Raw genomic sequence first — 14,518 nt, 5'->3', positions numbered from 1 at the left:
GACAGACCCGACAGAACGCAGCGAACACTATATAACCCGCCGCTTCTTCGAGGTTTATTCGGTCAGCCCCGCTTCGGTGAAGCTTATACCGATAGCATTCCGGATCGCGTCGAGTGTTGCCATCGTGGCAAGCGATGCATCCAGCGGCCGGCAGACGCTTTCCAGTTGTCCTTCCGAAATCGCCCATGCGACGGCCGCAGCTTCATAGTAGAGGCCCTCGAAATGCGCGCCCCTGGGCTCGTCATATTGGAGCCGGGCGGATCCATCCAATGACCAGATTTCGAAGCAGCCAGGCAGGTGGAATTCCGTGTTGAACCGGATCGACCCACTGGTACCGACGATGGCAGCGTTCGTCGGGGTGAAGCCGTAGAGCGTGGTCGACATCGTGCCGAGCGCTCCACTGGCGTTGGCGAGAACGACCGACAACTGCCCGTTGACGCCGGCGGAATCGGCCTGTCCGATGCCAACGACCTTCTTTGGCACGCCAAGGAGTTTTGCCAGCAGCGAGACCGGATAGGTGCCGAGGTCGAGAAGCGGTCCGCCGGCAAGGCGCGCGTCGAAAATACGGTGATTGCGCGGCAGATATTCGCCGTACTCGGTGTAAACAGACAGGATGTCTCCGATTGCTCCAGCATCCAGCACCTGTTGGAGCACATCGAATTTCGGCAGGAAATAGGTCCACAGTGCTTCCGCGAAGAACACCCCCTTGCGGCGGGCGGCTGCGACCATGCCTTCGGCCTGTGCGCAGTTGAGTGCCATAGGCTTCTCGACGAGCACATGTTTCCCCGCCTCGATCGCCAGCAGCACATGTGCGTGATGCAGATTGTGCGGCGTCGCTACATAGATGACGTCAAGATCATCGGCGGTGACGAGCGCCTCGTAGCTGTCATAGGCCCGTGCGATCCCCCACTGCGCGGCAAATGCATCCGCCGCGACGCGCGATCGCGAGCCGACGGCGGCAATATCCTGGCGCGTATGAGCCTTGACCGATTCCGTGAACTTGGTGGCGATCCAGCCGGAGCCGAGAATGCCCCAGCGAAGCGGCGGGGCGTCCATGGCGGACAGGGTCCGCGCGGCGGGCAGGGTTTGCGGAAACGACATGTCTTTTTATCCTCCCATGATCGGTGAGCGCCCGTCGCTCAGCCGGCGATCCGCTGCCAGGTGTTCTTCTCCAGTGACCGTTCCATCGCGTCGATGATGCGCTCGTTGGCAAGGCCGAACTCGAAGTTCGGAAAGCAGTCCGGCGCGTCGACGATGCCCTCGATCAGGTCGCGCACCTCGATGACCTTGACGTCGAAGTAGCCGAGGCCGCCGCCGGCGAAGTCGAAGCCGAAGAAGGCGGAAAACTGCGGAACCTGACTGCCGGCATAGATCGTCTTGAATCCGCGGTCGGGCTTCGGATCGTTGAAGCGCGCGATCTTCAGCTCGTTGAACCGCTCGCCGTCCATGATGAGCGTGCCTTCCGTGCCCGACACTTCCCAGTAGATGCCGAAGACCTTTCCCGCTGCCACGCGCGACGCTTCGATCGTGCCGCCAGCGCCGCTTTTGAAGCGAACGAGCGTCTGGATCTGATCCTCGTTTTCCACCACCGCGCGCGGTGCGTCGCTGCCGGCCTTTGCACCGTAGCCGGAGCCGCCTTGCGCAACCGGCCGCGTCGGAAAGAAGGTCTGCGTCTGCGCGATGACACTGTCGACGTCGCCCATCAGATACTGCGCGACGGAGATCACATGGCTGCCGAGGTCGCCGAGCGCGCCGGAGCCGGCGTCCTTGCGCGTGCAGCGCCAGGAAAACGGCAGGTCCGGATCGTTGAAGAAGCCCTGGTCGAACCAGCCCCGGAACCGCATCGGCACTCCGATGTCGCCCCGGTCGATCAAGTGCTTGGCGAGCATGGCGGCGGGCGTCTTGATGTTGTTGAAGGCGACCATGGTCTTGACGCCCTTGCGCCTTGCGGCGGCGGCCATCTCCTCGGCTTGGGCCAGCGTAACGGAGAGGGGCTTTTCGCAATAGACATGCTTGCCGGCCGCAATTGCGGCGAGCGCCATCTCATGATGCAGGGCGTTGGGCGAGGTAATGTCGACGACGTCCACCTCGGGGTCCTCGACCAGCTTGCGCCAGTCGCCCGTGCTCCTCTCGAAGCCGTAGCGGGCAGCGGCCCCGGCCGCCAGCTCTTCGGTGGCATCAGCCAAAAGGCAGAGGCGCGGAATGGCGGGCAGGTCGCGGTAGAGCATGCCCGCGCGGCGATAGGCATCGGCATGGGCCTGACCCATGAATCCGGAGCCGATCAGGCCGATGTTAAGGATTGTCTTGCCCATAAATTTTCTCCCGATGAAGCTGCTCAGGCAGCAAAAGTGTCGAGGATGTGGCGGAAGGCCGCGGTGACGGCCGGCAGCGGCGGGGCAAGCGCCGGGTCCTGCTCCGCCTCGACCACCAGCCAGCCCTGATAGCCGCTTTGCCGAACAAAGGCTGCAAGCGGGGCGAAGTCGACGATTCCGCCGCCGGGCACAGTGAACATACCCCTGCGCACGCCGGCATTGAAGCTGAGGTCGCCGGCACGGACCTCGGCGATGACCGGCCCGCGCACGTCCTTCAGGTGAATATGGACGATGCGGTCGCCGAAGCGCTCGATCAGCCGGGTGTAGTCGAAGCCGCCTGCGGCGGCATGGCCGGTGTCGAGCAGCAGTCCGGCGGCCGATCCCGCCTTGTCGAACAGGGCAGAGACCTCGTCAAATGTTTCCGCCACCATCATGAGGTGATGGTGATAGGCCAGCGTCAGCCCGTATTCTCCGGCCAGCCTTGCACTGAAGTCGGTGAGCCGGGCCGCATAGGCGGCGATGTCCTCCTTCGGCATCACGCACCGTGCCGACATCGGCGCATCAAGCGGCGCACCGGGCGCCATCATCGCCACCTCGCCATAGACCAGCACCGTTGACCCCATGGCGCGCAGGAGTTCGGCGTGGGTGGCAACCGCGGCCATCTCCGCCTCGACACCGCGCTCGGCAAGCTCTCCGGAATGCCAGCCTGAGGCGAGCGCAAGGCCACGGCTTTCCAGGAGCGGCGCCAGCGCCTCGCGGCTGCGCGGCAGCTTACGCCCGAGCTCGACGCCTTGGTAGCCGGCATGGGCGGCATCGTCCAGGCAGGTCTCGACCGCTATATCAGCACCGAGATCCTCGAGCACGTCATTGGCCCAGGAAAGCGGGCTTACAGCAAGGCGTACCCCGTCCGGCAGCGCCGCCAATTTCTCTTTCGTCATGATGTCCTCCTGGATGAAAGTGAAGGCGCTAAGGTCGCCAGTCCGGCCCGATGCGGACGGGCATGCCACTCTGCATGGAGACAAGTGCCGCCTCGGCGATACGCTGCGCCTCCAGTCCGTCCCGGATGCCGGCAAGCGGCCGGCCTCCTGTTTCGATCAGGGAGACAAAGGCCGCCATCTCATTGCGATAGGCATCGGCGAAGCGCTCGATGAAGTAGTTCATCGGGGCGGAGGCGCGAAAGCCGTCGGCATCGGCGATGGTCACTCCACGCTGCGGCCGGTTTTCCACATAGAGCACCTCCTTCGAGCACAGAACTTCCAGCCGTTGATCATAGCCGAACGGCGCGCGGCGGCAGTTGACCATCTGCGCGAACCGGCCGGAGACGGAGGTCAGCGTCACCATCGCCGTATCGATGTCGCCGGCTGCGCCGATCTCCGCATCGATGAGACAGTTGCCGACGGCGTAGACGGTGGCAATGTCCTCGCCGAGCAGATAGCGAGCCATGTCGAAATCATGGATGGCCTGGTCGCGGAACATGCCGCCGGAGCGCTCGACATAAGCGCGCGACGGCGGCGCGGGATCGCGGGTGTGCATGACGATGTGCTCAAGGGCACCCGCCTCCCCGCTGACGATCCGCTCGCGCACGAAGCGGAAATCGGGATCATAGCGGCGCTGGAATGCCAGAAGGCAGACAACGCCGGAGGTCTCGACAGCGCTGGTGACGGCCTCCACCGTTACGAAATCGAGGCTGACCGGCTTCTCGCAGAAGATCGCTTTGCCGGCGCGGGCCGCCTGAAGGAGCAGCCCGGCATGCGTATCGGTCGAGCTGGCAATGACGATCCCGTCGACCGACGCGTCGGAAAACACGGTATCGGCCGAGACGATGTCCGCCCCGATCCTTGCCGCAAGGCCGGCCCGCTGCTCGCTTGCGACCGGGTCGACGAGGTACTTTACTCGCACCGAAGGCAAGCTGGCGGCATTCAACGCATGCACATGCCCGATACGACCCGCGCCGAAGACAGCGAGATTTGTCATTGATTGCCTCCCATTCTTGCCCGGGCGCCGTTTCCGCCTCCATCCCGTTGCCTGCAGATTAGCCGAGTGCTACTGAAGGAGAACGTCAATTTTGAAGAGATTTCTTCAAACAGGGATCGGGCGATGGCAAAACCGACGGCGCGGGATCTGGCTGCTGCGGCAGGGGTATCGCTTTCCACGGTCGATCGAGTTCTCAACAACCGCGGCGGAGTAAGCGAGGACAAGGAACGTCGCGTGCTCGAATATGCGCGCAAGCTTAAGATCGACCGGGCGCTCAATCAGCGAGCCGCACGCACCCTTCGCATCGCCGTGTTGCTTCAGTCACGCGCCAATCCGTTTCACGCTGCGGTGCAGGACAGTTTTGAAGCCGCAAATAGGGATTTCCTCCAGTATAATCTTCAGTTTCAAGTCCACCACATCGATCCAACGCGGCCGGCGGCGACGGTGACCCTCGTAAATGCACTCTCCTCGCGCTGTGATGCACTGGTCATCGTCAGCCCTCAGAACGAGGACATCGCAGCCGCCCTAAGGGCATACGGTCGGAACGGAAAGCCTGTCATCACTCTGGCGACCGATATTCGTGATGCCGAAAGATACGCTTATGTTGGACCAGACAACAGGAAGGCAGGCCGTGTCGCAGGCGATTTGATGGGGCGCCTGCTTGGCGAGCAAGGGGGTGAGATCGTCGTCATCTCCGGCATGCTCAGCATGATTGGCCACGAGGAGCGCGAGATGGGTTTTCGCGCGGTTTTGCGCGAGCGCTATCCCCAGTGCAAGGTAGCAGAGGTCCTCGAGAGTATGGAGCGTGGGGAAAGGGCAGGTGACCTCGTCTTTAATGCCTTGAAAGGCAACCCTCGCATTCGAGGCATTTACAACGCTTCCGCGGGAGCGCGCTCGGTGGTCAGCGCGATGAATGCTCTCGGGAGAAGGAATGAAATCGTCTTCATCACGCATGAATTGACTGACGAACGCCGCCAATTGATGCGCGAGGGCCTGATTGATGCCATCATCGATCAGGATCCGGCGCTTGAAGTGCGAGCGGCAGTTGAAGCACTGGCTGCCCATTTCGGTCGCAAGGACGACCCACCTGCTTGCCTTACCACGTCAATCCATATTCACATGATCGAGAATTGTTGAGGCAACATATTTGCTGTCTCTTGTGGCGTCAAAACGCCAAGAAGTGCGACGTTTTTTTGCAGTACTAGCAGGTGATCGCCAGGAACTGCCCGGCATCTGCAGCATCTTGCAGGCTCGGGCGAGACAGCGTTCGCATGGGACTGTACCTTGCTTGCTGAAGTTGTCAAAGTTGACAGAGTTGCCTCAAGAGCCTTTCCCTTGTTCAGGAGATCAACCCAATGGCACAGAAGCTTCAATCAAGCACTCAAACCGGTTCCTTTCAGCCGGCCGGCAAACGGGCCGGTCAAAGCATGGCCGTGTTTGTTGTCAAGGGCGATCCGATGAAGGCGCTCGCCGGATTCAAATTGCCAGAAGGTGCTGAGGTCGCCGTCGTTTCGTCGAGGCCAGAGACGACGCAAAAGATCAGCGAAACACTCGGCAAACGCGTCAAGAGCGCGGCCCAAGTCGTGACCTCAGGAAGCCCCGCGGGAAAGAAGGCGGTGATCAATCAAGCCGCGTTCGAGCCCGATGCGCGCAGTCTTGCATTGGTCGAGGGCGTGAGGATCGCCCAGAAGGACCTGGAGGAGGCCGGCGGCGCCTATGACCTCGATCAGGTCCGGACCTTGATGCAAGGCGTCTCTCGTCAGGCGGTCGACAAGCGGGTCAATGACGGCAGCCTGCTGGCGGTCCCCGGGCCCAGCAATCGGCGCGCCTATCCGACGCCGCAGTTCAACCGCGATGGCTCGATTGTCTCAGGCCTGAAGGAGGTTCGCCAGGCATTACCCACTAAGAACGCTTGGCTGATCCTGAATTTCCTCGCGCGGCCTGAGGCGCGGCTCGGCGGCCGCAAGCCGATCGACGTCTTGAAGATCGGCGATATTCCCCTCGTTGTGGAAGCGGCGCGCCGATATGGCGAGCAAGGTGCGTGACGCCACCGCTTCCGCCGAGCGATCTGCATTCGCGCCACCCTGAGCTGATAACGCTTCCGGACGGAACCGATCTCCATCGGTTCTATACAACCGCATATGATCCTATCTATTTCGATCGGTCCGTCCTTGGCCGCTTCAATGCGCCAGACGGATCATACGGTGTGCTCTACGTGGCGCAGGAAATCCACGGAGCCTTCGCAGAGACATTCCTCCGCTCGCCAGGACACTCTTTGATCGATACTGCCTTCCTGCATCGCAAGGCTTATGTCCGCATCCGTTTGGAGAAGGCCCTGAGGCTGATCAGGATGACCGGTCCTGGACTTGCAATCCTCGGCGCGACAATGCGGGTTTGCCATATGACGCGCGCGATGACATCGTCGATATTCGCTGACGAGGCCGGTGAGGTTCTCGTTAGAGCCAAGGTTTGCAATGTCGCCGACGTGGTATATCGCCCGCACGTCAGTCCGGCATTGTAAGGAGAGATCGAGCGAATTTCCTCAAGGATAGGGCTTGAAGGGTTCGCCATTTACAGTCTCCATGGGTGCGTTTGCTACGCGACATTCATAAGTCGGGATTCATGGTCTGCATAATGTATGGACATGTCGTCGGGAACGAGAACAAGGAGCCATCATGACCCACCCGAATTTTGATCTTTCTGGCCGCCGCGCCCTCGTCACCGGAGCAAGCCGCGGCATAGGTCAGGCAATCGCGATTGCATTGGCGGAGGCCGGTGCGGATGTGGCGATCACAGCGCGGGCGGTCGAGGGGCTCGCCGAAACCCGGGAACTGATCGAGAAGTCCGGCAGTCGCTCGGTGACGCTTGCCCAGGACGTGCGCGACGTCGAGGCCTGCAGAAGCGTCACGAGAGCGGCGGCCGAGGCGCTGGGCGGCCTCGACATTCTCGTCAACAATGCCGGGTTCGAGAATGTTCGGCCGTCCTTCGATGTGGACGAGGCGCTCTGGGAATCGATCCTGTCGACCAATTTGAAGGGGGCCTTCTTCTGCGCCCAGGCGGCCGGCCGGATCATGGCGGAGGCGGGCGGTGGAGCTATCGTCAATCTCTGCTCGTTGACCTCCTATGTCGGTATTCCGACGGCCGCACCCTATGGCGCCTCGAAGTCCGGCCTTCTCGGCGTGACGCGGGCGCTGGCCACCGAATGGGCAGCGCACAACATTCGCGTCAACGCCATTGCGCCCGGCTATTTCCGCACGGCCATGACCGAGGTCTTCTACGAGAACGAGGACTGGCAGTCGCGCATGCTGGCCAAGATTCCGCAGCGCCGTTTTGGCAAGGAGAGCGACATCGGCGGCGTCGCGGTCTTCCTTTGCAGTGATGCTGCGGCTTACGTCACCGGCCACTGCATTCCAGTCGACGGCGGCTATCTCGCCTCGATCTGAGATGGGGCGTCGCACGAATGGTTCGTCCGATGGTGCAAGCCGTACCGGACACTCGTCGGGCGTGCTTGCCTTTCTGTTCGCGGACGACAAGACTGTCGGTGGAGTTGAGCTTTTCGCATCTGCACAAATATTGGTCAGGCGACTTTATGGCGTAAAAAATACGCAAGCTTGATTGACGGTACTTGTACAAATATGTATAGACAACTTAACGCAAAACTCGGTCGGTTGCCTGTCGACCGGGACGGTAGAATGAAGCTTCGCGTCGGCCTCGTTCGTCGAACGGAGCAAGACAGGGGAATGTCACGGGCGTTGTTGCTGCCGAACTCCGTCCGGCTGAATCAACCGGTCAGATCGCTGTTTCCGTGAAGGATGTGGGCATGGTCTTCGGTGATGTCCATGCCGTCAGGAATGCCGTCTTCGACCTGCCGAAGGGACGGTTCTTGACCATTCTCGGCCCGTCTGGTTCCGGCAAGACGACTCTTCTGCGCATGATCGCCGGTTTCGACCGACCAACCAGCGGCGAAATCTTCATCAACGGCCAGCCGGTCAGTGCTGTGCCGCCCCACAGGCGCGCGATCGGCATGGTGTTCCAAAAGCTCGCACTCTTCCCGCACATGACGGCGGCCGAAAACGTCGCCTTTCCGCTCAAGATGCGCCGCCATGATGCGCGCACGATCCCGGAAAAGGTGGACCGCTATCTCGATCTCGTCCGACTGGGTGGCTATGGCAGCAGGCGCATCAATGAGTTGTCCGGCGGCCAGCAGCAGCGTGTCGCCATCGCCCGCGCCCTGGTGTTCGAGCCGGACCTGCTCCTGCTTGATGAACCGCTTGCCGCGCTCGACCGCAAGCTGCGCGAGGAGATGCAGCTCGAGTTCCGCCGCATCCAGAAGGAACTCGGGGTGACGACGATCAATGTCACCCATGACCAACGCGAGGCCCTGGTGGTGTCCGATGAGGTCATCGTCATGAGCGGCGGCGAGATCCAGCAGAAGGCCCGTCCAGTCGACGCTTATCGCGCGCCGTGCAATGCCTTCGTCGCCAACTTCATCGGTGTCACCAATTTTATTGACGGCAAGGTCGTCGACCTGACTTCTTCACGCGTCGTGTTCGAGGCGAACGGCCTGCGCCTTGCCGGCGTGGTTGCCGATGCCGCGCTTGTTGCCGGTGCGCCCTGCGCCGCTGCCGTTCGTGCCGAGCAGATCCGCATCGCACAAAAGCGCGGGAGCCTCGACGGTCTCGAAACGGTGGTGGACGGCCAAGTGGTCGACTGCATCTTTGAAGGCGAGCGCGTCGTCTACGAAATTCGGGTTCCGGGGCTTGCCGGCGTGCTGATGCGCGTCTTCGACCACGATCGCGAATCCCACTTGCAATTCGGTCCTGGCGAAGAGGTTCGTCTCGGCTGGAATGCCAGAGATATGCATGTCTTTCAAAAATGACCCCGAGAAGGTCTAGCCAGAGGAGAATGTGTAATGTCGCATGAAAAGTTCCTGTCCGCGCAGATCCGCCGCCGGACGCTGCTTGCGTCCATGGCCGCGGCCGGCGCCTCGGCCGGCCTCTCGACGCTCGGCGTCAGCCGCGCCTTTGCCCAGGAGCCGGAAAAGCCGGCCGAAATCATCGTTCGCGCCTGGGGTGGTAGCTGGGTCGATGCGCTCAAGGCCGGCGTGTCCGACAGCTTCACCAAGATGACCGGCATCGCCGTTCGCCACGACCTGACCGAGGACAACGAGATCCAGCCGAAGGTCTGGGCCGCTGTTGCTCAGAAGCGTGTCCCGCCGATCCACATCAACTGGGACACGACGACGAACGCGACCAAGTCGGCGCTGCGCGGGGTGACCGAGGACCTGTCGGACTTGCCGAACCTCAAGAACGCTACCGATCTTGCCAAGCCGGTCGGTCTCGAGGGCTATCCGATCGTCAACACATACGGCTATGTCTACGTGCTCGCCTATCGCCCGTCTGCCTTCCCGAACGGTGCGCCGAAGTCCTGGAAGGACCTGCTCGATCCCAAGCTCAAGGGTCGCATCGCGCTCTACAATGATGGCATCGGCTTCCACTTCCCGGCCCAGGTTGCCGGCGGCGGCAAGCTCGAGGACATTCCGGGCAACATGCAGCCGGCCTGGGACTTCATTTCCAAGATCAAGGAGCAGCAGCCGCTGCTCGGCGAGGACCCGGATTTTACCACCTGGTTCCAGAAAGGCGAGATCGACGCCGCCTGCACCATCTCGACCAACGCTCGCGAAGCCAAGAAAAACGGCATCGAGATCGCGTGGGTCGTGCCGGAGGAAGGCGCCAAGTTCGATACTGACGGCCTGTGGATCCCAAAAGGCCTGCCGGAGAACGAGCTTTACTGGGCCAAGCAGTACATCAACCACGCCCTCACCAAGGAAGCCCAGCAGATCTGGCTCGACGGTCTCGGTCTGCCAGGCGTCGTCCCCGGCGTCAATCCGCCGGCCGATCTCGTGGGCGATCCGTCCTATCCGACCAAGGAAGAGGACTTTAAGCACCTGATCCGCATCTCGTCCAAGGTGCAGGTCGAGAACGAGAGCCAGTGGTTCGCCAAGTTCAAGGAAATCATGCAGGGCTGAAGCCTTGTCGGCCCGCCGCGTCCCCTCTGGCGGCGGGCACTCCTTCTTTCGTGAAACAGGATCGGTATCATGCGCGCTCCCCGTGCCGCATATCCTCTGACATGGCGCGTCATGGATGTGCTTGAAGGCCTTGCGGCCATCGTCTGGCCATCGAGTTTCCGGCGAGGCCTGCCTTATCTCTTGTTGATGCCGGCGGTTGTGCTCGTGGGGCTGCTCGTGCTCGGTCTCGTCCAGATCGGCGACACGAGCCTGAGAACACTCGATACCAATACCTTCCTAATGTCGGAGAACTACACGCTCGCCAACTACCAGCGCGTTCTGACGGAGCAATTCTTCGCGACGGTGGCCGGTCGCAGCCTCATGGGCGCGGTGATTGTCACGGCAATCACGCTGCTGTTCGCCTTCCCATACGCCTACCTGATGGTGCGCACGCCGTCGTCGGCGCTTCGCAGGTTCCTACTCGTGGCGCTCTTCTTGCCCTTCTTCATCGGCCAGGTGGTGCGCGCCTATGGCTGGCTCATCATTCTCGGCAACCAGGGAATGGTCAACGAGGCGCTCGGTCTCGTCGGTGTGCCGCCTATGCGACTGCTCTACAACTACCCTGCAGTTCTGTTCGGCCTTGTGCAATACATGCTGCCCTTCGCCGTCCTGATGCTGGCGCCTGCTCTGACCGCGATCCCGAGTGAGCTCGAGGCGGCGGCGGCCTCCCTCGGCGCCGACTGGGTTCGCACCTTCCGCCATATCGTCCTGCCGCTCTCCCGGCCAGGGCTCGTCGGCGCGGGGCTCGTGGTCGTCACGCTTTCCCTCACCGATTTTGCCATTCCCGCCATCCTCGGCGGCGGCACGCAGGACTTCATCGCCAACGCGATCTACGACCAGTTCTTCCGCACCTCCGACCAGGGTCTAGGGGCGACGCTGTCGCTTATGCTTGTCGCCGTGGGCTCCATCCTCGTCGGCGTCGTGTTCATGCTCTTCGGCGCGGGCACGCTCGCCATCGGGGGAGACCGCAAATGACCGGCAGCCGAAGCAAGTTCATCGTCATCTGGGCATTCGTCGCAACTGCGCTCGTCATGCTTTCAGCGCCCACTATTGTGGTGCTCGGGGCCTCCTTCACGGCCGGAAACATCATCACCTTCCCACCGGACGGATTGTCGCTGAAATGGTATGGCGCAATCGCGCAAGCGAGCGATCTCCGGCAGGCCTTCGTGCGTTCGCTGATCGTCGCCGCGATATGCACGGTGACCGCCATCCCCGTCGGCACGCTCGCCGGCATCGCACTCGCGAAGTACCAGGTACGGTTTGCTCGCTCCATCCAGATCTACCTACTGCTGCCCTTCACCATTCCGCTGATCGGCTCCGGCATCGGCATGATGCTCGTCTTCGGACAGATGAACGTCCTAGGCAGGCTGTGGCCGGTGGGTATTGCGTGCTGCGTCATCAACCTGCCCTTCATGATCTGGGCCGTAACGGCGAGTGCCAGCAACCTGTCGCCGGATCTCGAGCTGGCAGCGGCCAATTGCGGGGCCCCGCCGCTGCAGCGCTTCCTCTACATTACCCTTCCAGCAGTGCTGCCGGGCGTGATCACCGGGTCGCTGCTGATGTTCATCCTCGCGCTCAACGAGTTCCTGGTCAGCCTGCTGCTCGTCGATGCCCGAAGTGTGACGCTGCCGGTGCAGATCTACAATTCCATCCGCTCGATCATCACGCCCGATTTGGCTGCCATCTCGGTGGTATTCATCGCCTGCGCCGGACTTGCGATCGCGTTGCTCGACCGCCTGGTCGGTCTCGACATCTTCCTCAAATCGAAATGACCTCTTCGGCCCCCGCGGCCGGCCAGACATCAAGGACAAGACGATGACCAACGTGTCTTTCTACGATTATTCCAAGCTAAACGTCGAGGAAAAGGCGGCGCTGCTGCGCCGCTCGGAAACCGACATCTCGAGTTTCGTCGAAAAGGTCGCGCCGATCCTCGAAGCCGTGCGCACAGAGGGTGACAAGGCGCTTGCCCGGTTCGGCCGCGAATTCGACAAGGCAGATATCACCGAGGCCAATCTCAAGGTCACCGAGGCGGAGTTCGATGCGGCCTTCAAGCTGGTCGATGCGAGCGTCATCGAGTCCATAAAGTTCGGCATCGACAATATCCGCAAGTTCCATGAGGAGCAGAAGCCGGAAGCCATGTGGCTGAAGGAAATCCGTCCCGGAGCCTTTGCCGGCGACCGCTTTACGCCCATCCAGTCGGTCGCGCTCTACGTGCCGCGTGGCAAGGGTTCCTTCCCGTCGGTGACGATGATGACTTCGGTTCCGGCCGCGGTTGCAGGCGTCCCGAACCTCGCCATCGTCACACCACCGGCGCCGGACGGCTCCGTCGATGGCGCAACCCTCGTTGCAGCACGACTTGCCGGCGTCGAGACCGTCTACAAGGTCGGCGGTGCCCAGGCCGTAGCGGCGGTTGCCTACGGAACCGAAACCGTCAAGCCGGCGCTGAAGATCGTCGGCCCCGGCAGCCCTTGGGTTGTCGCTGCCAAGCGCTCGCTCTCCGGCGTCATCGATACCGGCCTTCCGGCGGGCCCGTCCGAGGTGATGATCCTTGCCGACGATACGGTCCATGGTGGACTTGCCGCACTCGACCTTTTGATTGAGGCGGAACACGGCGCGGATTCGTCGGCCTATCTCGTCACCCACAGCCGCCGGGTCGCCGAAGAGGCGCTCGCAGCGCTTCCCGAGCACTGGACGAAGATGACCGAGCAGCGCGTCGCTTTCTCCAGGGCCGTGCTCACCGGCAAGACGGGCGGCGTAGTACTCACCTCCTCGATCGAGGAGAGCTACGAGTTCGTCAACGCCTATGCGCCTGAGCATCTGGAACTTCTGTCGGAAGAGCCATTTATCCATCTCGGCCATATCACCGAGGCTTCCGAAATCCTGATGGGCACCCATACGCCGGTCAGCATCGCCAATTTCTCCCTCGGCCCAAATGCCGTGCTGCCAACCAGCCGCTGGGCGCGCACCTTCGGCCCGCTGTCGGTTGCGGATTTCGTCAAGCGTAGCTCCGTCGGCTTTGTAACGGCATCCGCCTATCCGGAATTTGCCCGGCACTCGCACAATCTGGCAATCTACGAGGGCTTCTCTTCGCACGCTCTGGCCGTCTCGCCGGTGCGCGATGCCTACCTGAAGAAGGGCGCCTGAACATGAAGGCCGTGCGGCTTTACGATGCCAAGGTCCTGCGGGTGGAGGAAGTGGCCGAGCCATCGGCCCCGCCACCGGGCTTCGTCAATCTCCGGATCAGGGCCGCCGGTATCTGCGGCTCCGACCTTCACAACTACCGCACCGGTCAGTGGATCTCGCGTCGTCCCTGCACGGCGGGGCATGAATTCTGCGGTCGCGTGACGGCTGTCGGAGGAGGCGTCAGCCATGTTGCGGTTGGGGATGTCGTCTCCGCGGATTCGCGCATATCGTGCGGCACCTGCCCAGCCTGTATGAGCGGCCGCAGCAACGTCTGCGAGACGCTCGGCTTCGTCGGCGAGGTCTGCGACGGCGGCTTTGCCGAGGCGGTGCAACTACCAGCCCGGCTGGTCGTCCGTCACGATCCGCAGCTTTCGCCGCATATCGCCGCCATGGCCGAGCCGCTGGCAGTAGCGCTGCACGCCGTGCGTCGTCTCGCCGTCCCGGCCGGGGAACCGGTTCTCGTGATCGGTTGCGGCACGATCGGCGGGTTGAGCGCCCTTCTTCTCTGCCGGCTGCATGACGGCCCGCTGCTGCTGGCCGATCTCAGTGCTGAAAGGTCGGCTCTCGTTGCCGAGGTGACCGGCGGCACGGTCGTTTCTCTTGATAAGGCGCAGATCGAAGCAGCACTTTCCGGCGGACGGCTGCGTCATGCCCTCGATGCCACCGGCAGCATCCAGGCGATTAAACTGGCGCTTGACATCATGTCGAGCGGTGGAGCGCTTGCGCTCGTCGGCATCGGCCACGGCAAGCTCGACTTCGACCCGAACATCCTAGTCGAGCGGGAGATATCGCTCATCGGCAGCCATGCCTTCGCTGGCGAGCTGCCCGAGGCCGTCGGGCTGCTCGTCGAGCTCGCGCCCGCGCTTCAACGCTTCATCGAGGTGCTGCCGGCGCTCGACGACGTGCCCGAGGCTTACGAACAGCTGTTGCGGGGCGAGGGCAAGGCCCTGAAGTCGATCATCGAGGTGGCGGGCTAGTCCGG

Annotated in this window: 14 protein-coding genes; 10 read left to right on the top strand and 4 right to left on the bottom strand. The window is 62.3% G+C overall.

The window, feature by feature from the left end; genetic code table 11:
• Window positions 1–54 precede the first annotated feature (54 nt).
• Genes ACZ9DP_RS11545 through iolG form a run of 4 tightly spaced genes read right to left on the bottom strand, consistent with a single transcriptional unit; the run spans window position 55 to window position 4,286 of the window.
• Complete coding sequence (locus ACZ9DP_RS11545; RefSeq protein ID WP_476201764.1) at window positions 55–1,101, bottom strand: Gfo/Idh/MocA family protein; 1,047 nt, start codon at window positions 1,099–1,101, stop codon at window positions 55–57.
• 38 nt (window positions 1,102–1,139) lie between these two features.
• Entirely contained in the window at window positions 1,140–2,312 is a 1,173-nt protein-coding gene (locus ACZ9DP_RS11540; RefSeq protein ID WP_476201763.1) for a Gfo/Idh/MocA family protein, read from the bottom strand.
• Window positions 2,313–2,335: 23 nt separating this feature from the next.
• On the bottom strand, window positions 2,336–3,250 hold the full coding sequence (iolE, locus tag ACZ9DP_RS11535) for a myo-inosose-2 dehydratase (RefSeq protein WP_476201761.1): 915 nt from the start codon (window positions 3,248–3,250) through the stop codon (window positions 2,336–2,338).
• Window positions 3,251–3,278: 28 nt separating this feature from the next.
• Window positions 3,279–4,286: an inositol 2-dehydrogenase gene (gene iolG / locus ACZ9DP_RS11530; protein ID WP_476201760.1), complete on the bottom strand. Its 1,008-nt coding sequence runs from the start codon at window positions 4,284–4,286 to the stop codon at window positions 3,279–3,281.
• Window positions 4,287–4,409: 123 nt separating this feature from the next.
• Here iolG and ACZ9DP_RS11525 point away from each other — a divergent pair, with 123 nt between their 5' ends.
• From ACZ9DP_RS11525 to ACZ9DP_RS11480, 10 genes are all read left to right on the top strand, one after another.
• On the top strand, window positions 4,410–5,423 hold the full coding sequence (locus ACZ9DP_RS11525; RefSeq protein ID WP_083636046.1) for a LacI family DNA-binding transcriptional regulator: 1,014 nt from the start codon (window positions 4,410–4,412) through the stop codon (window positions 5,421–5,423).
• Between the two features lie 320 nt (window positions 5,424–5,743).
• A complete protein-coding gene (locus ACZ9DP_RS11520; protein ID WP_476201759.1) occupies window positions 5,744–6,331 on the top strand; it encodes a hypothetical protein in 588 nt (195 codons plus the stop codon).
• Window positions 6,328–6,807 carry an RES domain-containing protein gene (locus tag ACZ9DP_RS11515; protein ID WP_476201757.1) on the top strand — a complete coding sequence of 160 codons (480 nt, stop codon included), beginning with the start codon at window positions 6,328–6,330 and terminating at the stop codon, window positions 6,805–6,807. Before ACZ9DP_RS11520 ends, ACZ9DP_RS11515 begins: the two co-directional genes overlap by 4 nt.
• A gap of 154 nt (window positions 6,808–6,961) precedes the next feature.
• The gene (locus ACZ9DP_RS11510) at window positions 6,962–7,729 is read left to right on the top strand and encodes an SDR family NAD(P)-dependent oxidoreductase (RefSeq protein WP_476201755.1); all 768 of its coding nucleotides are present in this window, start codon (window positions 6,962–6,964) and stop codon (window positions 7,727–7,729) included.
• 377 nt (window positions 7,730–8,106) lie between these two features.
• Window positions 8,107–9,165: an ABC transporter ATP-binding protein gene (locus tag ACZ9DP_RS11505; RefSeq protein WP_476201754.1), complete on the top strand. Its 1,059-nt coding sequence runs from the start codon at window positions 8,107–8,109 to the stop codon at window positions 9,163–9,165.
• A 33-nt stretch (window positions 9,166–9,198) separates the two neighbouring features.
• Window positions 9,199–10,314: an ABC transporter substrate-binding protein gene (locus ACZ9DP_RS11500; protein WP_074071309.1), complete on the top strand. Its 1,116-nt coding sequence runs from the start codon at window positions 9,199–9,201 to the stop codon at window positions 10,312–10,314.
• Window positions 10,315–10,383: 69 nt separating this feature from the next.
• A complete protein-coding gene (locus ACZ9DP_RS11495) occupies window positions 10,384–11,328 on the top strand; it encodes an ABC transporter permease (RefSeq protein ID WP_476201752.1) in 945 nt (314 codons plus the stop codon).
• Window positions 11,325–12,125, top strand: a complete 801-nt coding sequence (locus ACZ9DP_RS11490) for an ABC transporter permease (protein WP_074071311.1) — start codon at window positions 11,325–11,327, stop codon at window positions 12,123–12,125. Before ACZ9DP_RS11495 ends, ACZ9DP_RS11490 begins: the two co-directional genes overlap by 4 nt.
• Window positions 12,126–12,168: 43 nt before the next feature.
• Window positions 12,169–13,497, top strand: a complete 1,329-nt coding sequence (gene hisD, locus ACZ9DP_RS11485) for a histidinol dehydrogenase (protein ID WP_476201750.1) — start codon at window positions 12,169–12,171, stop codon at window positions 13,495–13,497.
• Window positions 13,498–13,499: 2 nt separating this feature from the next.
• On the top strand, window positions 13,500–14,513 hold the full coding sequence (locus tag ACZ9DP_RS11480) for a zinc-dependent alcohol dehydrogenase (RefSeq protein ID WP_476201748.1): 1,014 nt from the start codon (window positions 13,500–13,502) through the stop codon (window positions 14,511–14,513).
• The last annotated feature ends 5 nt before the right edge of the window (window positions 14,514–14,518 follow it).

The sequence above is a fragment of the Rhizobium sp. USDA 4016 genome (genome assembly GCF_056279705.1).
This window is presented reverse-complemented; position numbering and strand designations above follow the sequence as displayed.